At 71.8% G+C, this 18,060-nt stretch carries 18 protein-coding genes and 1 pseudogene; 9 read left to right on the top strand and 10 right to left on the bottom strand.

The features are described from left to right. Window position 1: 1 nt before the first annotated feature. The 6 genes from N8K70_RS06990 (at window position 2) to N8K70_RS06965 (ending at window position 7,005) form a co-directional block, all read left to right on the top strand. Window positions 2–1,441 carry a class II fumarate hydratase gene (locus N8K70_RS06990; protein WP_317140877.1) on the top strand — a complete coding sequence of 480 codons (1,440 nt, stop codon included), beginning with the start codon at window positions 2–4 and terminating at the stop codon, window positions 1,439–1,441. Beyond that, window positions 1,441–3,234: a fumarate reductase (quinol) flavoprotein subunit gene (gene frdA / locus N8K70_RS06985; RefSeq protein WP_317140876.1), complete on the top strand. Its 1,794-nt coding sequence runs from the start codon at window positions 1,441–1,443 to the stop codon at window positions 3,232–3,234. The genes N8K70_RS06990 and frdA overlap by 1 nt, the downstream gene beginning before the upstream one ends. Next, entirely contained in the window at window positions 3,231–4,160 is a 930-nt protein-coding gene (locus tag N8K70_RS06980) for a succinate dehydrogenase/fumarate reductase iron-sulfur subunit (RefSeq protein WP_317140875.1), read from the top strand. The genes frdA and N8K70_RS06980 overlap by 4 nt, the downstream gene beginning before the upstream one ends. Beyond that, entirely contained in the window at window positions 4,157–4,585 is a 429-nt protein-coding gene (locus tag N8K70_RS06975) for a hypothetical protein (RefSeq protein ID WP_317140874.1), read from the top strand. Before N8K70_RS06980 ends, N8K70_RS06975 begins: the two co-directional genes overlap by 4 nt. Beyond that, on the top strand, window positions 4,582–4,944 hold the full coding sequence (gene frdD, locus N8K70_RS06970; RefSeq protein ID WP_317140873.1) for a fumarate reductase subunit FrdD: 363 nt from the start codon (window positions 4,582–4,584) through the stop codon (window positions 4,942–4,944). Before N8K70_RS06975 ends, frdD begins: the two co-directional genes overlap by 4 nt. A gap of 171 nt (window positions 4,945–5,115) precedes the next feature. Then, window positions 5,116–7,005 (top strand): penicillin-binding transpeptidase domain-containing protein, encoded by a 1,890-nt coding sequence (locus tag N8K70_RS06965; RefSeq protein WP_317140872.1) that lies wholly within the window; start codon window positions 5,116–5,118, stop codon window positions 7,003–7,005. Between the two features lie 39 nt (window positions 7,006–7,044). On the opposite strand, the gene N8K70_RS06960 is transcribed toward N8K70_RS06965, so the two are convergent. Further along, window positions 7,045–7,821: a helix-turn-helix transcriptional regulator gene (locus N8K70_RS06960; protein ID WP_317140871.1), complete on the bottom strand. Its 777-nt coding sequence runs from the start codon at window positions 7,819–7,821 to the stop codon at window positions 7,045–7,047. A 49-nt stretch (window positions 7,822–7,870) separates the two neighbouring features. Here N8K70_RS06960 and N8K70_RS06955 point away from each other — a divergent pair, with 49 nt between their 5' ends. Continuing rightward, window positions 7,871–8,323 (top strand): DUF2000 domain-containing protein, encoded by a 453-nt coding sequence (locus N8K70_RS06955; RefSeq protein ID WP_317140870.1) that lies wholly within the window; start codon window positions 7,871–7,873, stop codon window positions 8,321–8,323. 126 nt (window positions 8,324–8,449) lie between these two features. On the opposite strand, the pseudogene N8K70_RS06950 reads toward N8K70_RS06955, so the two are convergent. From N8K70_RS06950 to N8K70_RS06920, 7 genes and pseudogenes are all read right to left on the bottom strand, one after another. Then, window positions 8,450–8,854, bottom strand: a pseudogene (locus N8K70_RS06950) (GNAT family N-acetyltransferase); the annotation flags it as partial. A gap of 18 nt (window positions 8,855–8,872) precedes the next feature. After that, window positions 8,873–9,310, bottom strand: a complete 438-nt coding sequence (locus tag N8K70_RS06945) for a VOC family protein (RefSeq protein WP_317141188.1) — start codon at window positions 9,308–9,310, stop codon at window positions 8,873–8,875. Then, window positions 9,276–9,713, bottom strand: coding sequence for a MerR family transcriptional regulator (locus N8K70_RS06940; RefSeq protein ID WP_317140869.1), 438 nt, complete (start codon window positions 9,711–9,713; stop codon window positions 9,276–9,278). Before N8K70_RS06940 ends, N8K70_RS06945 begins: the two co-directional genes overlap by 35 nt. A 352-nt stretch (window positions 9,714–10,065) precedes the next feature. Then, window positions 10,066–11,139, bottom strand: a complete 1,074-nt coding sequence (gene ychF / locus N8K70_RS06935; RefSeq protein ID WP_317140868.1) for a redox-regulated ATPase YchF — start codon at window positions 11,137–11,139, stop codon at window positions 10,066–10,068. A gap of 29 nt (window positions 11,140–11,168) precedes the next feature. Continuing rightward, complete coding sequence (locus tag N8K70_RS06930) at window positions 11,169–13,061, bottom strand: YhgE/Pip domain-containing protein (protein ID WP_317140867.1); 1,893 nt, start codon at window positions 13,059–13,061, stop codon at window positions 11,169–11,171. Next, complete coding sequence (locus N8K70_RS06925) at window positions 13,062–13,847, bottom strand: hypothetical protein (protein ID WP_317140866.1); 786 nt, start codon at window positions 13,845–13,847, stop codon at window positions 13,062–13,064. Further along, window positions 13,844–14,482, bottom strand: a complete 639-nt coding sequence (locus N8K70_RS06920) for a TetR/AcrR family transcriptional regulator (protein ID WP_317140865.1) — start codon at window positions 14,480–14,482, stop codon at window positions 13,844–13,846. Before N8K70_RS06920 ends, N8K70_RS06925 begins: the two co-directional genes overlap by 4 nt. Before the next feature lie 104 nt (window positions 14,483–14,586). Here N8K70_RS06920 and N8K70_RS06915 point away from each other — a divergent pair, with 104 nt between their 5' ends. Together N8K70_RS06915 and rmuC are read left to right on the top strand one after the other, a co-directional pair. After that, window positions 14,587–15,171 carry a 3'-5' exonuclease gene (locus N8K70_RS06915; protein WP_317140864.1) on the top strand — a complete coding sequence of 195 codons (585 nt, stop codon included), beginning with the start codon at window positions 14,587–14,589 and terminating at the stop codon, window positions 15,169–15,171. A gap of 43 nt (window positions 15,172–15,214) precedes the next feature. Beyond that, the gene (gene rmuC / locus N8K70_RS06910) at window positions 15,215–16,507 is read left to right on the top strand and encodes a DNA recombination protein RmuC (RefSeq protein WP_317140863.1); all 1,293 of its coding nucleotides are present in this window, start codon (window positions 15,215–15,217) and stop codon (window positions 16,505–16,507) included. Between the two features lie 24 nt (window positions 16,508–16,531). On the opposite strand, the gene N8K70_RS06905 is transcribed toward rmuC, so the two are convergent. Both N8K70_RS06905 and glpX read right to left on the bottom strand, forming a co-directional pair. After that, the gene (locus N8K70_RS06905) at window positions 16,532–16,732 is read right to left on the bottom strand and encodes a UDP-N-acetylmuramyl pentapeptide phosphotransferase (protein WP_317140862.1); all 201 of its coding nucleotides are present in this window, start codon (window positions 16,730–16,732) and stop codon (window positions 16,532–16,534) included. A 163-nt stretch (window positions 16,733–16,895) separates the two neighbouring features. Further along, window positions 16,896–17,900 (bottom strand): class II fructose-bisphosphatase, encoded by a 1,005-nt coding sequence (gene glpX, locus N8K70_RS06900; protein ID WP_317140861.1) that lies wholly within the window; start codon window positions 17,898–17,900, stop codon window positions 16,896–16,898. Between the last annotated feature and the right edge of the window lie 160 nt (window positions 17,901–18,060).

Here is an 18,060-nt window from a genome sequence, read left to right as displayed (position 1 = left end):
CATGACCATCGCACCCGCCACGGACGGCGCTCCCGCCGGCTACCGCGTCGAGCACGACACCATGGGGGACGTGCTGGTCCCGGAGGACGCGCTCTACCGGGCGCAGACCCAGCGCGCTGTGGAGAACTTCGCCATCTCCGGCTCCGGGCTCTCACGCCATCACATCGCGGCGCTCGCGGAGGTCAAGCGCGCGGCCGCCATCGCGAACCGGGAGCTCGGCATCGTCGATCCCGCCCTCGCCGAGGCCGTTGTCTCCGCCGCCGACGAGGTGATCGAGGGACGCTGGGACGACCACTTCCCCGTCGACGCCTTCCAGACGGGCTCGGGGACCTCCTCGAACATGAACGCCAACGAGGTCCTCGCCACGCTCGCCTCGAAGCGGGCGGGCGCGCCCGTGCACCCGAACGACCACGTCAACGCCTCGCAGTCGTCGAACGACGTCTTCCCCGCCTCCATCCACATCGCCGCCACACGCGCGGTCGTGGAGGAGCTGGTTCCCGCACTCGATCATCTCGCCACCGCGCTCGAGGCCAAGGCCGAGGAGTTCGCCGACGTCGTGAAGTCCGGCCGGACGCACCTCATGGACGCGACGCCCGTGACGCTCGGGCAGGAGTTCGGCGGATACGCGGCCCAGATCCGGCTCGGCGTCGAACGCGTGCAGGCCGCGCTGCCCCGGCTCGTCGAGCTCCCCCTCGGGGGGACGGCGGTCGGGACGGGCGTCAACACCCCCGCCGGCTTCCCACAGCGCGTCATCGCCCTCATCGCGGAGCACACCGGGCTGCCCCTCGTCGAAGCCCGCAACCACTTCGAGGCGCAGGGCGCGCAGGACGCGCTCGTGGAGACCTCTGCGGCGCTGCGCACGGTCGCCGTCTCGCTCGTCAAGATCTGCAACGACCTGCGGTGGATGGGCTCGGGCCCTCGCACCGGACTCGGCGAGATCGCCCTGCCGGATCTCCAGCCCGGCTCCTCGATCATGCCCGGCAAGGTCAACCCCGTCATCCCCGAGGCGACGCTGATGGTCGCGGCGCAGATCATCGGCAACGACACGACCGTCGCCTTCGCGGGCGCCTCCGGGGCCTTCGAGCTCAACGTGATGCTCCCGGTGATGGCGCGCAACCTCCTCGAGTCCATCGCGCTTCTGTCCAACGCCTCGCGCCACCTGGCCGACAAGTGCGTGACCGGCATCGTCGCCCATCGCGACCGCTGCCGCCAGCTCGCGGAGTCGTCGCCCTCGGTCGTCACGCCGCTCAACCGGCTGATCGGCTACGAGGCCGCGGCCGCCGTCGTGAAGCACGCCGTCGCGCACGACCTCACCATCCGCGATGCGGTGCGGGCCCTCGGCCACCTCGACAGCGGCGCCCTCACCCAGGAGCAGCTCGACGACGCGCTCGACGTGCTCGCGATGACCGTGGCGCCCGCCCCTGCGGGCACGGTGCGCTGATGCACACGATCCGAACGGATGTGGCGATCGTCGGCGGCGGCGGCGCCGGTCTGCGCGCCGCGATCGCCGCCGCGAGCTCGGACCCCGACCTGCGGGTGAGCCTCCTGTCGAAGGTCTACCCGATGCGCTCGCACACGGTCGCCGCCGAGGGCGGCGCCGCGGGGGTCATCGGCGACGACGACTCGCTCGACCTCCACTTCGGCGACACCGTCTCCGGCGGCGACTGGCTCTGCGACCAGGACGTCGTGCAGTACTTCGTCGAGCACGCCGCCGAGGAGATGCAGCAGCTCGAACGATGGGGCTGCCCCTGGAGCCGCACCGACGACGGCCGCGTGAACGTGCGCCGCTTCGGCGGGATGAGCCGGCCGCGCACCTGGTTCGCCGCCGACAAGACCGGCTTCCACATGCTGCACACCCTCTTCCAGACCTCGCTGCAGCACACCGGCGTGACCCGTCTCGACGAGTGCCTCGCGCTCGAGCTCCTCGTGCGCGACGGCCAGGTCGCGGGCGTCCTCGCCTACGACCAGCGCAACGGCTACCCCGTGCTCGTCGAGGCGGCCGCCGTCATCGTCGCCACCGGCGGTGCCGGCCGCGTCTACGCGCAGAACACCAACGGCGCGATCGTCACGGGCGACGGCATGGCGATGGCCTATCGCGCCGGGGCCGGGCTTCGCGACATGGAGTTCGTGCAGTACCATCCGACGGGGCTGCCGGGATCCGGCATCCTCATCACCGAGGGCTGCCGCGGCGAGGGCGGCGTGCTGCTGAACGCCGACGGGCGCCGTTACCTGCAGGACTACGGCCTCGGCCCGGAGACGCCGATCGGGCAGCCGAAGAACAAGTACATGGAGCTCGGCCCACGCGACCGTCTCTCCCAGGCCTTCTGGCACGAGCAGCAGGCGGGGCGCACGATCCCGACCCCGCGCGGCGACGCGGTGCACCTCGACCTGCGCCACCTGGGCCGGGCCTATATGCACGAGCGCCTGCCGCTCATCTGCGAGCTCGCCGAGCAGTACCTCGGCATCGACCCCGCCGCGGAGCCGATCCCGGTCCGGCCGACCGCGCACTACACGATGGGCGGCATCGAGACGAGCGACCTCGTCGAGTCCTCCATCGGCGGGCTGTACGCGGTCGGCGAGTGCGCCTCCTCCGGCCTGCACGGCGCCAATCGGCTCGGCTCCAACTCGCTCGCCGAGCTCGTCGTGCTCGGCCGGGTCGCCGGCGAGCGCGCTGCGGCCTTCGCGCGGCGGCATCCCGTCGCCATCCAGCCGGCCGTGCGCCGCGAGGCGGCCGACGCGGCATCGCGCCACCTCGATCTCATGGGCCGCGGCAGCGAGAGCCAGGCCGAGATCCGGGCCGAGCTCGGCCGGACGATGGAGGACGGCGTGGGCATCTTCCGCACCGCCCAGGGCATGGCGGAGACCGCGGCGACGATCGCCCGGCTCAAGGAGCGCTACGCCGACGTGCGCGTCGTGGACACCTGCCCGGTCTACAACACGGACTGGGCCTCGGCGATCGAGCTCGGCGCGATGCTCGACGTGGCCGAGACGATGGTGCACTCCGCGCTGCGCCGCGAGGAGTCCCGGGGATCGCACCAGCGCCTGGACGGCTTCGGCGAGCGCGACGACGAGGCCTTCCTCGCCCACAGCGTCGCCCGCTTCACGCCGGGCGGCCCGCCGAGCATCGACTACACGCCCGTGACGATCACCACCTCGCCTCCCGGACGGCGCGCCTACGGCGACGCCGGAGCCGCGGAGAAGGCCCCCGCAAGCGCGAAAGGAGCGGTGCGATGAGCATCCAGCACACCCCCGGCTCACCGGAGGCCCGCGACGAGAAGCCGGGCTGCGACGGACACGGCGGCTGCGGCTCCGGCAGCTGCGACGGCGCTGGCGAGAGCGGATGCGGCGGCGAGGGCGGATGCGCCTGCGGCGGCCACGGGGCGTCGCCGAGCCGGCAGGACGCGAGCACCGTGCTCGGCACCATCCGCGTCCAGGTGCAGCGCTACCGCCCCGACACCGACGAGGAGCCGCACCTGGTCGAGTACGAGGTGCCCTGGGGTGCGGACACCTCCGTGCTCGACGCCCTGCAGTGGATCAAGGACAACGCGGACCCCTCGCTCGCGTTCCGCTGGTCGTGCCGGATGGCGATCTGCGGCTCCTGCGGGTTCATGCTCAACGGCGTGCCCCGGCTCGGCTGCGAGCAGTTCGTGCGCGACTACGCGCCCGGACCGCTCCGCGTGGAGCCTCTCGAGAACATGGCCGTCGAGCGCGACCTCGTCGTCGACCTCGAGCCCTTCATGTCGGCGCTCACGGAGGTGCGGCCCTGGCTCGTGGAGGACCCCGAGAAGCCGCTCGAGGAGCCGGCCAACCGACAGACCCCGAAGCAGATGCTCGCGTACCACGACTATGCGATGTGCATCAACTGCATGCTCTGCTACGCCGCCTGCCCGCAGGTGTCGCTCGCCTCCGCGTTCCTGGGTCCCGCGGCCGTGACCGCCGCCGTGCGCTACAACAAGGACTCTCGCGACCACGGCGCCGCGCAGCGGCTTCCGGTGCTCGACCGGGAGGAGGGCCTCTGGTCGTGCACCTTCGTCGGAGCCTGCTCCACGGCGTGCCCCAAGGGCGTTGACCCCGCGGCCGCGATCCAGCAGGCCAAGATCGCCGCAGCGGCCTCGTGGGCGGCGGAGTTCGTGCTGCCGCGGCGCGGAGGCGTCCGGTGAGCGCCGCGCAGGCGCCCGGCGCCCGGACGCCGTCCAGCGCACGACGTCCGTATCGCAAGCCCGTGCCGCGCACGTGGTTCCTCCGAACCGGCGAGTACCGCGTGTACGCCCTGCGCGAGATCTCGAGCGTCGTCGTCGCGCTCGCGGTCGTCGACCTCCTCGTCGGCCTCATCGCGCTGCAGCACGGTCGCGAGGCGTTCGCGTGGTGGTCGGGGCTGCACGCACATCCGCTCGGGCTGGTCCTCACCGTCGTGGCCTTGGCGATGAGCCTCGTGCAGACGGCGACGTGGTTCCAGGCCATGCCGAAGTTCGTCCGGATCCGCCGGGGACGCCGCTACATCGCCGATCGCTGGGTGGTCCTGGCCGAGTACGTCGTGCTGGCGGTCGTGACGGCGGCGGCCGTGCTCTGGCTGGCGGTGGCATGATGCGCCAGTGGAAGGGGCGCACGGCGGAGCCGGTGCGCTGGGCGCTGTTCGGCGCGGGCGGCATGGTGTCGGTGTTCGCGATGCCGGTCCTGCTGCTCGTGCTGGGCATCCTCATGCCGCTCGGCGCGTTCGGAGGCAGCGACGGCGTGCTCGCGAAGGTCGGCGGGCTCCTCACGCATCCGTTCGTCGTCCTGGTCGTGTGCGCGGGGCTGGCGGTCGTGCTCTGGCACTGCTGCCACCGCATCGTGCACGGCCTGCACGACCTCAAGGTGCATCCGCCCAAGATCGTCGAGGCGGCGATCTACGCGTTCGCGGTCGCGGTCCCGGTCGTCGCCCTCGCGCTCTGCCTCATCGCCTGAGCGCTCTCGCCCCCGCGTCCTCCCCCTCTCCGCGGTTCGGACGGTGAACCGGAGGCTCCGTCTGCGTTCCGCGAGATCACCCGGCCGTCGACGTCCCGAATCCACCCGACGCGACGTCGTCCTGGCAGGATAAGCGGAGCACCCACGGCCCCCGGAAGGACATCCGCTCACATGCCCGTCTCCTCACCGCGCCGTGCCGGCGCCGTCAGCCTGGTGCTCCTCCTTCTCCCGCTGGCCGCATGCACGAACGCCGACGACGACGCCGCCCGCGAGACCGCTGACGACCTGACCGCAGCACTGTCGCAGCACACGCTCGACGGCGCCGCCCTCACAGAGCCCACGGCCGCTGCCGCGTTCGAGGAGCAGATCGCGCCGTTGACCGGCTATGACGTCGAGGTCGCCGCGGACGACGTCGAGCGGGACGGCGACACGGGAACCGTCGTCCTGCACTGGACCTGGACGGTGGAGGGCGACGAGTGGACGTACGACACGACCGCGCACCTCGTCGAGGGCGAGGAGCGGTGGGAGGTGGAGTGGGGGCCGTCGACGTTCGTCCCCGAGCTGACGGCGGATGACCGGATCGAGGTGCAGAGGGAGTTCGGCCCTCGCGCGGACGTCGTCGGGACGGACGGGGAGCCCATCGTGACCGAGCGCTCGGTCGGGCGATACGGCCTGGACAAGGCCGTCATCGATCCTGACGAGGTCGGCGCGTCCGCCGAGCGCATCGCGACAGCCGTCGGACTCGACCCTGAGGCGTTCCGCACGACGGCGGAGAACGCCGGCCCGCAGGCGTTCGTCGAGGCGATCGTGATCCGCGAGGGCGAGGAGGAGCAGCACGTGAGCGCCGACTTCGCGGGCATCCCCGGTGCGCTCGTCGTCGAGGACGAGCTGCCGCTCGCGCCCACGCGCGACTTCGCCCGCGAACTGCTCGGCTACGTCGGCGAGGCGACCTCCGAGGCCGTGGAGGCGTCCGACGGCGCTGTGCGCCCGGGCGACCAGGTCGGGCTCGCCGGGCTCCTCGCGACGTACGACAGCACGCTCCGCGGGACGCCGGGCATCGCGATCGAGGCGGTCGACGCCGCCGACGCGCGGCGGACCCTCGCCGAGTGGGACGGCGTCGAGGGGCAGCCCCTCGTGCTCACTCTCGACCAGGGCATCCAGAGCAGCGCGGAGGAGATCCTCGCCGGCCTCGGCGGCGAGGAGGCCCCGGGCAGCGCGATCGTCGCCGTCCGGCCCTCGACGGGCGAGGTCCTCGCCGCGGCGAACGGCGAGGGCAACGCGGGCCACAACGTCGCGACCACCGGGGCGTATGCGCCGGGGTCGACCTTCAAGCTGGTGACCGCGCTCGCGCTGCTGCGCGCCGGCGTCGCCCTCGACGACATCGTGAGCTGTCCGCCGTCGCTCGAGGTGGACGGCTTCACCTTCCAGAACGACGACGACTACCCGGACTCCGCCGTCGGCGACATCACGTTCGAGACCGCGATCGCGCACTCCTGCAACACGGCGCTGATCGGACTGCGCGATCGGATCGACGAGGGGGCGCTGGAGACGGCGGCGGAGTCGCTCGGCCTGGGCGCCGAGGTCGACCTCGGCTATCCCGCCTCGCTCGGACAGGTTCCGGAGCCGGAGGGCGAGACGGAGAAGGCCGCGGACCTCATCGGCCAGGGTCGCGTCCTCGCCACTCCGCTGGCGATGGCGACCGTGGCCGCGTCCATCCAGGCGGGCCAGACCGTCGTGCCGCACCTCCTCGCCGACCGGGTCGGCGAGGCCGATCCCGCTCAGCCGCTCACCGAGGACGAGGCCGCGGCGCTCCAGTCCCTCATGCGCAGCGTCGTCACCGAGGGATCCGCCACGTTCCTCGGCGCCATCCCCGGCGTACCCGTCGGGGCCAAGACCGGGACGGCCGAGTACGGCGAGCCCGACGACAACGGCGACTACGCGACGCACAGCTGGATGGTCGGAACCCACGGCGACCTCGCGGTCGCGGTGTTCGTCGAGGACGGCGTCTCGGGCGCGGAGACCGCAGGACCCCTGCTCGCGTCGCTGTTCGAGCGGTGGTGAGGAGTTCGCCACCGCGATCGGATCCGGCGGCGCGGAGCCTCAGCCGGAGGTGAACGCCGAGGGCGTCACACCGAGGATGCGCCGGAAGTGCCGCGTGAGATGGGCCTGGTCATGGAATCCCGCCATCGCCGCTGCGGCGGCGGGCCGATGCCCTCCGACGAGCAGACGGCGGGCGAGGTCGACTCGCCGCGCGACGAGATACCGGTGCGGGGCGATGCCGTACGCCTGCGAGAAGACGCGGACCAGATGGCTCGGGTGCACCCGGAGCTCATCGGCGGCGGCCGCGATCGTCAGCGGCTCGACCAGACGATCGTCGATCAGCGCGCGGAGCCGTCGGGCCAGCGGAGCGTCTCGCAAGGCCGGCGTCGGACTGCCGAGGTGCGCGAGCACATGATCGCGGAGGACGAGCAGCCAGTGCTCGGCCGCCATCGCGTCGCCAGGCTTCTGCAGCGCGGCGTGCACGCGGCGAGCCGCCACGAGGGACGAGTCCTCGTGAAGCGTCGGCCGCCGCACGGCGAGCGACTGCGCGCTGCCTGACAGCCAGTCTCTCTCGAGGTAGAGCACACGTTTGCGATATCCCCTCCCCTCGATCGCAGAACGGCCGTCGTGCGGCACAGCGGGCGGCAGAAGGGTCACAGCGGCGGGCGTCGCGCGATGCTCGCCGCCGTCGAGGCCGTACACCACCTCTCCGTCGTCGACGAGCATGACGGCCCAGTCGTCGTGCGTGTGCAGAGGGTAGGCGTGGTCGAATCCTGCGTGATAGACCTCACGCAAAGACGGCACAGCGGGGTGCCAGGCGCGCACGCGAACGACCATGCAAGAAACGTACAAGACCTCCGTCGGGGTCGCCGCCGAGACTCGGGAGATGACCGTTCCTCAGACGCCCGATGAGCACGCAGCCCGACCCCGGTTCGACACGAAAGTCGTCGTCGTCCTCGACGAGAGCCTCGCGGCATGGCAGGAGCTCAACGTGACCGCGTTCGTGATGTCCGGCATCGCGACCAGCGGCCCCGGCCTCGTCGGCGAGCCCTATCGGGACGCGGACGGTACGGAGTATCTGCCCATGCTGCGTGAGCCGGTGATGGTCATGTCCAGTGACGCCGGGGGGCTGCGGAGGGCACGTGCCAAGGCCGCCGACCGCGACGACGTGTCACGTGCGATCTACACCCGCGACCTCTTCGCCACCGGGCATGACGAGGCCAACCGCGCCGCCGTGCTGGCGGTCGGATCCGCCGATCTCGACCTCGTCGGCATCGCCCTGCGCGGACCGCGGAACGTCGTGGATCGCATCGTGAAGGGGGCGCGTTTTCACGACTGAGCGGAACCCGATCGGGACGAAGCCGGGAGCCGGGTCAGAGCGCAGCCTGCCGTAGGTGTCGACGTCGACGCGTTCGCCGTCGATGAGGAACTTGGCCCTCTCCGTCCCCTCGTGCACGAACCCCGCTGCCCGAGCCACGGCACCCGAGGCGGGGTTGTTCACACGGTGCCCGAGCTCGAGGCGTTCGAGTCCCCCATCGGTGAGCGCCCAGTCCGCGACAGTCGCCGCAGCACGCGTCATCCATCCGCGACCACGCGCGTCTGCGTGCATCCAGTACCAGAACCAGCCGTTGCGGTTCTTCTCGTCCACGCTCACGCACACGAGACCCACGAGGCGTCCGTCGTCCGCTATCGCCCACGGGCGGTGCGACGAGCCCGTGGCGAGGAGGTTCGCGACGTATCGTTCCGCGTCGCTGAGCGCCAAGACGCTGCCCTGACGGGCCATGTCGGCGTGAGACGAGAACGCGGCCAGCACGTCGCCGGCGTCGCTCGATCGCAACGGCCGCAGGAGGACGCTTCCTTCACTGTTCATCCGGGCTCCCCTCGTGCGCTACCGCGGACGATCGTCATCGGTCGTGAAGCCGTCCCGTGTCGCGCGTTCCTCCAGTGTCTCGAGCTCCTGGAAGAAGGTGATCTGCCATCCGGCGGGGCCTTGCACGCGGGCGTTGACGGTCCGGAACGGAGTGCGCGTGGCCGGCGCCAACGTCTCCGCGCCGTATTCGCCGGCGGATGCGACGGCGGCTTCCGTGTCGTCGACCTCCAGTGCGATGCGCAGGGTCGGCCCTTCCGCCGTCGGAGCGTTCTCGAGCGCGTCGATGTTGCGCACGTGCGTCGCGGTGGCGAGCTCGATGGTGGCCATGCCTGCGTTCAGGATCGCGACACGGTCGTCGCCCTCCGTCGCGAACGCGGGTTGCTCGGGCATGCCGAGCACGTCGCGATAGAACCGCAGGGCCTCATCGAAGTCGTCGGTCTCGATGATCAAACGCATTTGCTGGGGCGGGTTCGAGTGAGTCATGTGAACCATCGTGCAGGATGACACCCGTGTCAGGTGCAAGTCCGAGCCGAGTTCGCAGTCGGTTCAGGCCCGCCAGCTCCGTCTCGATCGAGTGCTTCTCGCTCTCGAGCCGTGCCTCCGCCGCCGCGAGCGCATCGCGCAGGAACGTCGCCGCCTCCTCGGGATCCCTCAGCGCCGGGAGCAGCTCCTGGATGACGGAGCTGCAGAAGCCCGCTCCGAAGAGCTCCTGGACCTGAAGGACGAGCGCTTCGTGGTCCGCGGTGTACACACGATGGCCCGCCGAGGTGCGCTGGGGCTCGATCAGCCCCTGCTTCTCGTAGTACCGGAGCGACCGCACGCTCGCTCCGGTCCGTGCCGCGAGCTCGCCGACTCTCATGACACCATCATCGCCGAGACGGGGTCGGCGCTCGAGCGATCCGAGCGCACTCAGCAGCGACGGCCCAGCGTGCTTCCTGCTCGCGCTCGAGTTGCGAGGAGTGTTGCGGTGAGGACGATGGGCAAGGAACACCGGATTCGCCGTGGTCCCAACGCGTCGAGCCACGGTTCCACGAATGCCGCTGCGGGTGCAGTGATCCACATCAGGGTGAAGGTGGCCCGCGACATGCGCGCGCCATCTCAGCGATCAGGGTCGACTTCCCCGCCCCGACATTCCCGTGCCGAGGGTCCGAGGCCCGGCGCTCCGCCTCCGGAAGCGGACCTCCGCTTATCTCCGACCAGCGGCCGACAGCTCACACGTTGAACCGGAACTCCACGACGTCGCCGTCCTGCATGACGTAGTCCTTGCCCTCGATGCGGACGCGGCCCTTGGCCTTGGCGTCGTTCATGGACCCGGCCTCGTCGAGGTCGGCGAACGAGACGACCTCCGCCTTGATGAAGCCGCGCTCGAAGTCGGTGTGGATGACGCCGGCCGCCTGCGGCGCGGTCGATCCCTTGCGGATCGTCCACGCGCGGGACTCCTTGGGGCCTGCCGTGAGGTACGTCTGGAGTCCCAGCGTCTCGAATCCCACACGCGCGAGCTGGTCGAGGCCCGACTCCTCCTGGCCGAGCGACTGGAGCAGCTCGAGAGCCTCGTCCGGTTCGAGGTCGACCAGCTCCGACTCGACCTTCGCGTCGAGGAAGACCGCCTTCGCGGGGGCCACGAGACCGGCGAGCTCCGCCATCCGGTCCGCGTCGGTGAGCACGCCCTCGTCGACGTTGAACACGTAGAGCGTGGGCTTGGCAGTGAGCAGCCCCAGCTCGCGGATGGGCGCGACGTCGAAGTGCGCCTGGAACAGCGTCTTCCCGGAGTCCAGGACGGCCTTGGCCTCCTGCGCGGCCGTGAGGACCGAGGAGTCGGTCTTCTTGCCCTTGACCTCCTTCTCGAGGCGCGGCAGTGCCTTCTCGAGCGTCTGGAGGTCGGCGAGGATGAGCTCGGTGTTGATCGTCTCCATGTCGCCGGCCGGATCGACCTTGCCGTCGACGTGCACGACGTCGGCGTCGGCGAAGCCGCGCACGACCTGCGCGATCGCGTCGGCCTCGCGGATGTTCGCGAGGAACTGGTTGCCGAGCCCCTCCCCCTCGCTCGCTCCGCGGACGATGCCCGCGATGTCGACGAACGAGACCGGAGCGGGCAGGATGCGCTGCGATCCGAAGATCTCAGCGAGGCGGTCGAGGCGACGGTCCGGCAGCTCCACGACGCCGACGTTCGGCTCGATCGTCGCGAACGGGTAGTTCGCGGCGAGGACCGTGTTCTTGGTCAGGGCGTTGAAGAGGGTGGACTTGCCGACGTTGGGCAGGCCGACGATACCGATAGTGAGAGCCACGGGCATCCATCCTACGGGGCCGCTGCTTCTCAGCCGATGAGCGAGGGCCTCAGATCGCGCAGCGTGCGGCTGCGCGTCATCCGGAAGGTGACGAGGTACGCCACGAGCAGAGCCGCCGCGAGCCAGAGCCCGAGGAAGCCCGCGTCCGCCCACGCCCGCGCCAGATCGCCGCCGTACATCACCTGCCGGATGCCTTCGACGGCATGGCTCATGGGGAGGGCCTCGTGCAGCGCCCGCAGCGGCGTCGGCAGCGTCTGATACGGGAACGTCCCGCCGGCCGTCACGAGCTGCAGGACCATGAGCACGAGGCCGAGGAACTGCCCGACGCTCCCCAGCATCACGTTGAGCGTCAGGATGACGGCCGCGAACGTCGCGGACGTCAGCGCCATGAAGCCGAGCATGCCCCACGGATGCGCGACCGAGTATCCCAGGCCGAGGGCGACGACGCCGAACACGACGACCATCTGGAGGACTCCGAGCGCGGCGGGGGCCGCCCATGCGGCGAGCGTGATCGGCAACGGGCGCCGCAGCGCCGTCACGGCGCGCTTCGAGTACGGCTTGACGATGAGGAACAGGGCGTAGATGCCGATCCACGCCGCGAGGCTGATGAAGAACGGGGCCATGCCGGCTCCGTACGAGGACGCCTCGGTGATGGCGTCGGACGAGACCTGCACGGGGTCCGCGATCATCCGGGCCGCGGTCTCCCTCTCGTCCTCGGACTGGTCGGGGATCCGGCCCACCGCGTCCTGGAGCCCGTCGCGCAGCTGCACCGCGCCGTCGTCGATGTCGCCCAGTCCGTCGTCGAGGGTCGCGCTCCCCTCGGCGAGCTGCTGGACGCCGTCCGAGAGCTCGGTCGCACCCGACTGCGCGCCGGACACGCCGTCGGCGAGCGCCGGCATCCCGTCGGCGAGCTGCTGCGTGCCCGCCGCGACCTGCGCGCTGCCGTCCGCGAGCTGCTGGATGCTGCCGGCAGCCGTCTGCACCTGGTCGTTCGCGCTCTCGAGATCGGTGCGCACGGGCGAGACGATGTCGAGCACCGCCTGGATCTGGGTCTCGTCGAGCCCCGTGCCCTCGAGGCGGGCGCGGACCTCGTCCTCCGTCGGCAGGTTCGCGACGGCGTCGGCGATCTGCTGGGCGACCGGCTGGACCGTGCCGGAGAGCTGCGCGTTGCCGTCGGCAACCTGCTGCGCCCCGTCGTTCAGCCGGGCCGTCTGAGAGGGGAGGCCGGCCGTGGCGTCGCGCAGGGTCGTCAGGCCCTCCGCGAGATCCGACGCCCCGTCCGCCGCGGACGCCGACCCCTCGGCCAGGGCGTCGGCACCGTCCCTGGCCGATGCCGTGCCGTCCGCGAGCGTCGCCGCCCCGTCCGCGGCGTCGACGAGTCCGGCGCGCACGGTGGCGAGTCCGTCGAGCAGGGTGCGCGCGGCCTCCTCTCCGACCTCCTGCGTGAGGCTCGCGCGCACCTTCTCGGTGACCTGGTCCGCGATCGTCCCCGCGAGATAGCTGTTGGAGTCGTTCGTGGTGAGCTCGACGACCGCCCGCTCGGGGTCGTCGCCCGCCACGGAGGTGAGCGCGCGGGAGAAGTCGGGGCCGAACGTCACGATGAAGTCGTACTCCCCCGACCGGATGCCGTCCTCGGCCTCCTCCTGGCTCGTCACGGTCCAGTCGAGCGAGCCGTCCGCGACGAGCTCGTCGCGGACCTGGTCGCCGTAGTCGACGTCCTCGCCGTTCTGCGTCGCGCCCTCGTCCTGCACGACGAGCGCGACGGGGACCTCGTCGAGATTCCCGTAGGGATCGTCGTTCCCCCACAGGTAGAGGCCCGCGTAGAGCACCGGCACGAGCATGAGCGCGACGAGGGCGAGCCTCGCCATGGGCGTCGCGACGAGCCGCTTCAGCTCCGTGCGCGCGAGTGTGAGGAAGGCCATCTATCTCTCTGTCTCCTCGGCGTCGTCCGCCGATGTCTCGTATGCCGCTCCGGCCTCCGCCGCGTCGCGGCCCCCGCTTCTCTCTCCGACGCGGGCGATCGACACGGGAGGAGCCGTCGGGAGCGGCGGGGTCGGATCCGCCGCGACGGGCGCGGGGGGTCGAACGTCCTCGTGCACCTGGCCGTGACCGTCGAGGCCGTCGGGCACGAGGGCGCCCAGAGCCTCGACCGCCGCACCCCCGGCGAGCACCACGACCGCCAGGCCGCGATCGGCCCCGTCCCGGGCGACGGCGTACCAGTCCCGAGGGTCGCCGCCGTGCCGGTCGGGTGAGACGATGACGAGGGCCTCGACGCCCTCGCGCCGCACCGCCGTCTCGGCGAGCACCCGCACCCTCACGTCGGCGGGCAGCTCGCCCATCGGCGTGGAACGGTGGCCGACGAGCCCCTCGTCGGCGAGCATGCGCCTCACCGCGCCGCGCGTGCCGCGCACCCCTGCGAACATCAGCTCCTCGCGGAGGACGACGGGAAGGGCGAGATCGTCGGCCGGCGCGCTGACATCGGGCGCGTCGACGAGCGCCACCGACCTCCGCAGCGCCCGCGCGTCCGGCTCGCCGTCGCGCGTCACCTCACCCGTGTCCGGGGTCATCCGGCCGCTGAGGACGAGGCCCAGGACGGTCGGTCGCCGGCCTCCCTCGACGGGGACGACCGTGACGGCGCCGCTGCGCGCGTGCACCGTCGTCTCCGGCAGCACCCGTCCCTTCGAGACGCCCCGCGCCGAGAGCCTCACTCCGCCCCGCCCGGCGCGCCGGACACGGCATCCGCCACGGCGCTCGCGTCGCGCCAGGAGAGCCCGGCGACCCCGAGCGCCGTGACGACGACGAGGCGCCGGGCGTCCTCGTCGGCCATCCGCCTCCGCACGACCTCGTCGAGCACCGCGAGCGCCGACTCCTCGATGAGGCGGGCGACGATGCCGTGATCGACGTCGTCGCGGAAGACGCCCGCGGCCGCACCGCGCGCCACGGCGTCCCGCAGCGACGCCCGGATGGGCTCCAGCCCGCGGGCGACGGCGCCTTCGAGCGGCCCGCGCACGACCACCTGCGCCACGAGCCGGACGTGGGAGATCTGCCCCCACAGCACGTCGCCGATGCGCGCCACGTGGGCGGCCGGGTCGTCGTCGTGCACATCGGAGAGGGCGGCGGCGATCTGCGCCGTGCCCCGTCCGATGAGCTCCGAGAGGAGCTCCTCCCGCGAGGAGAAGTGCCCGTAGACGGCTCGACGGCTGAGCCCCGCCTCTGCGGCGACCGCGTCGACGGCCGCCTCCGGATCGCGCCGCAGCACCCGCGCGGCGGCCACGAGGATGGCCTCGCGGTTGGCACGCGCATCGCGTCGCCGGGGCCGGGGCGTCTGGTTCGTCGCGTTCACCCCGACGACATTAATAACTTACACATCTCTGTGCAACTTCATCGGGTGAGCTCACAGGAGCGAGGCGCGAGGAACTCTCAGCGAAGGTGCGGGAGACTGGTCGCGTGCCTCTCGATTTCACCGCGATCGACTTCGAGACGGCCAACTCCCGACCGGAGTCCGCCTGCCAGGTCGGGCTCGCGAGGGTCCGCGACGGCGAGGTCGTCGACACCGCGGCGTGGCTCATCCGCCCGCCCGCCGGGTTCGACGAGTTCTTCGCGTTCAACTCCACGATCCACGGGATCTACGAGGACGACGTCGCCGCCGCGCCGGGATGGGCCGAGCAGTTCGACGCGCTCGCCTCCTTCGTCGGGTCGGATCCGCTCGTGGCGCACAGCGCCGTCTTCGACATGGGCGTCCTGCGCCGCTCCGCCGCCGCGTCCGGCGTGCCCTGCCCGCCGTGGCGCTATCTCTGCAGCCTGCAGGTGGCCCGCAAGACCTATCGGCTGCCCTCCTACCGGCTTCCGGCCGCCGCCGCGGCGGCGGGGTTCTCAGACTTCGCGCATCACGATGCCGGAGCGGACGCCCTCGCGTGCGCGCACATCGTCATCGACGCCGCCCGCAGATCGGGTGCGGACGACGTCGACGCGCTCGCCGCGGCCGTGGGCGTGAGGATGGGCGCGATCGACCCGGTCGAGGCCTCGGTCTGAGGCGTCCGCCTCGAATGTCGCAGGCAGCCCGCAGACTGGTGCCATGGACACCCTGACCACGCTCATCGCGCTCATCGCGCTCGGCGTCGGCGCCGTGATCGGCTGGCTGATCGGCGCACGCGGCGCCTCGAGCCGCGACAGCGCGAACGTCGCCCGCCTCGCCGCGCAGGAGGCGGAGATCGCCGCGCTCCGCGAGAGCGTCGAACGGCAGGAGGATCTTCGCCGCGATGCGGTCGAGCACGCGAGGAGCGAGCGGGAGGCCGCCGAGGAACGGGCGCGTCGCGAGAGCGCCGTGCTGCAGGCGCTGTCCCCCGTGCGCGAGACCCTCCATCGCATGCAGCAGCGGGTGGACGAGCTCGAACGCGAGCGGCAGTCGCAGTTCGGCTCCATCTCCGAGCAGCTGCGGCGGTCGCAGCAGGCCGACGAGGCCCTGCGCGCGACGACCGAGTCGCTCGCCGGCGCGCTGCGGTCGAACACCGCCCGCGGCGTCTGGGGCGAGACGCAGCTGCGCCGCGTCGTGGAGGCCGCGGGCCTCCTGCACCACGTCGACTTCGACACGCAGGCGTCGATCACGTCGGACAGCGGCGCGGGTCGTCCCGACATGATCGTGCGCCTGCCCGGGGGCAAGGCGATCGCGGTCGACGCGAAGGCCCCGCTCGGCGCGTTCCTCGACGCCATGGCGATCTCCGACACGGCGGACGGCCAGGACGGCGCACAACGGACGGCGCTCCTCCAGAGGCACGTCAAGGCCGTGCGTGCGCACATCGACGCGCTCGCCGGGAAGGCCTACTGGGCGGGTCTCGACGCGAGCCCCGAGTTCGTCGTCTGCTTCATCCCCAGCGAGTCCGTGCTGAGCACGGCGCTCGAGCACGATCCGTCGCTGCTCGACTACGCGTTCGGCCGCCGGGTCGCCCTCGCCTCCCCCGTCAACCTGTGGGCCGTGCTGAAGACGGTCGCGTACACGTGGACGCAGCAGGAGGTGTCCGCCGAGGCCCGAGCCCTGTTCGACCTGGGCAACCAGCTCTACGACCGGCTCGGGATGCTCGCGAAGCACGCCGACTCGCTGCGACGCGCGATCGACCGCACGGTCGACGCGTACAACCAGTTCGCCGGGTCTCTCGAGTCGCGCGTCCTCGTCACCGCGCGGCGGTTCCCGGGCATCGACGCCACGAAGCTCGACGCCGTCGACGCGCCCGGTCCGGTCGAGCAGGCGACACGGCGCCTGGCGGCGCCCGAGCTGCTCACGGCTCTCGACGCGGACGACGCCCTCGGGAGACCGGAGGACTCCGCGCACGACGCGTCCCTCGACGACGTCAGAGCCCGTCTGGACGACTGATCACGACCGCGCGGCGGCGTCCGTTCAGCCGGGGATGAAGCTGAGGAGGGCGACGACGGCCGCGGAGGTGACGACGAACGCTCCGATGTGCCACCACGCGCTGACCTCGTGGTCGGGTGCGCGACGCACGCGGAAGAGCACGTCGGGACGACGCGCCGGATCCTTCGCCGAGGCCACGACGGCGTGCGCCCCCGTCTTCGGGTGCGCGGTGTGCTGAACGGCCATATTCTCGCTCCGCCTCTTCTCTCCGGCGTCTCGTTCGTCGATCCGCGCCGTACTCCATTGTCCCCGATGAACCGGGCGCGGCGGTCACGGACACGTCACGAAGAGGGCGTCGCCCGCCCGCGGGCCGGCGACTCGTCGCTCTCCCTCGCGTCTCCGGACGCGGTCAGAGCCACTTCGACTCGAGGTGCTCCGAGGAGATCCGGCGGAGGGTCCCCGAGTGGCCGCGCAGCACGACGCTCTCGGTGTAGACGAATCCGTCCTTGCGGCGCACGCCGTCGACGAGCGCGCCGTCGGTCACGCCGGTGGCGACGAAGATCGTGTTGCTGCCCGCGACGAGGTCGTCGGCCTCGTACACGTGGTCCATCTTGAGTCCCTCGTCGATGCCGCGCTGGGCCTCGTCGTCGTCGCGCGGCCAGAGACGGCCCTGGATGTGGCCGCCGAGCGCCTTGATCGCGCAGGCCGTGACGATCCCCTCCGGGCTGCCTCCGACGCCCACGCACATGTCCGTGCGCGCGCCGTGGCGTGCCGCGTTGATGCCGCCCGCGACGTCGCCGTCGCTCATGAGGCGAGTCCCGGCGCCGGCCGCGCGGATCTCCTCGACGAGCCGGTCGTGCCGCGGACGGTTGAGCACGGAGATCACCATCTCCTCGACGGGCTTGTCGAGGGCCTTGGCCAGCAGGCGGATGTTCTCGCCGATCGGGAGGCGGATGTCGACGACGCCGACGCCCGCCGGACCGGTCACGAGCTTGTCCATGTAGAACACGCTCGACGCGTCGAGCATCGTGCCGCGGTCGGACAGCGCGATCACCGACAGCGCGTTGTTGCGGCCGGCGGCCGTCAGCGACGTGCCGTCGATGGGGTCCACGGCGATGTCGTACCCGCGACCGCGGCCGGTGCCGACGTGCTCCCCGTTGAAGAGCATGGGCGCGTTGTCCTTCTCCCCCTCGCCGATGACGATGACGCCGTCGAACTCGACCGTCGCGAGGAAGGCGCGCATCGCGTCGACGGCGGCGCCGTCCGCCTCCTCCTTCGCGCCGCGGCCGATGAACGGCACCGAGCGGATGGCGGCGGCCTCCGTCGCCCGCACCAGCTCGAGCGCGATGTTGCGATCCGGGTGGAGCGGGATCAGGTCGTCGGCGCGGGCGATCTCATGCGTTTCGAGGGTCATGGTCCGAGGCTAGCCCCATACCGTCGAGGACACGGCTTCCTTCCTCGCATGGATGCCGAAGGAACGACGTTTCTTTCCGGCTCGCGAGAAACCCCCGGGAATACGGGCGGGGTCGTGTGGGATCCGGCCGCGGGTAGGCTGAGACTGCACCCACGTCGCC

The organism is Microbacterium sp. AB (assembly GCF_032878875.1).
In the GTDB taxonomy this organism is placed as follows: Bacteria; Actinomycetota; Actinomycetes; order Actinomycetales; family Microbacteriaceae; genus Microbacterium; species Microbacterium betulae.
The sequence above is the reverse complement of the archived record's forward strand: the minus strand, read 5'-3'. Positions and strand labels throughout refer to the sequence as shown.

What these genes read in the sequence shown, in the direction of transcription:
- N8K70_RS06990 (WP_317140877.1), top strand. Translation starts at nt 2, where the DNA reads ATGACCATCGCACCCGCCACGGACGGCGCTCCCGCCGGCTACCGCGTC.
- frdA (WP_317140876.1), top strand. Translation starts at nt 1,441, where the DNA reads ATGCACACGATCCGAACGGATGTGGCGATCGTCGGCGGCGGCGGCGCC.
- N8K70_RS06980 (WP_317140875.1), top strand. Translation starts at nt 3,231, where the DNA reads ATGAGCATCCAGCACACCCCCGGCTCACCGGAGGCCCGCGACGAGAAG.
- N8K70_RS06960 (WP_317140871.1), bottom strand. Translation starts at nt 7,821, where the DNA reads ATGGTCGTTCGCGTGCGCGCCTGGCACCCCGCTGTGCCGTCTTTGCGT.
- glpX (WP_317140861.1), bottom strand. Translation starts at nt 17,900, where the DNA reads ATGACCCTCGAAACGCATGAGATCGCCCGCGCCGACGACCTGATCCCG.
- frdD (WP_317140873.1), top strand. Translation starts at nt 4,582, where the DNA reads ATGATGCGCCAGTGGAAGGGGCGCACGGCGGAGCCGGTGCGCTGGGCG.
- rmuC (WP_317140863.1), top strand. Translation starts at nt 15,215, where the DNA reads ATGGACACCCTGACCACGCTCATCGCGCTCATCGCGCTCGGCGTCGGC.
- N8K70_RS06905 (WP_317140862.1), bottom strand. Translation starts at nt 16,732, where the DNA reads ATGGCCGTTCAGCACACCGCGCACCCGAAGACGGGGGCGCACGCCGTC.
- N8K70_RS06940 (WP_317140869.1), bottom strand. Translation starts at nt 9,713, where the DNA reads ATGAGAGTCGGCGAGCTCGCGGCACGGACCGGAGCGAGCGTGCGGTCG.
- N8K70_RS06930 (WP_317140867.1), bottom strand. Translation starts at nt 13,061, where the DNA reads ATGGCCTTCCTCACACTCGCGCGCACGGAGCTGAAGCGGCTCGTCGCG.
- N8K70_RS06945 (WP_317141188.1), bottom strand. Translation starts at nt 9,310, where the DNA reads ATGCGTTTGATCATCGAGACCGACGACTTCGATGAGGCCCTGCGGTTC.
- N8K70_RS06965 (WP_317140872.1), top strand. Translation starts at nt 5,116, where the DNA reads ATGCCCGTCTCCTCACCGCGCCGTGCCGGCGCCGTCAGCCTGGTGCTC.
- N8K70_RS06955 (WP_317140870.1), top strand. Translation starts at nt 7,871, where the DNA reads ATGACCGTTCCTCAGACGCCCGATGAGCACGCAGCCCGACCCCGGTTC.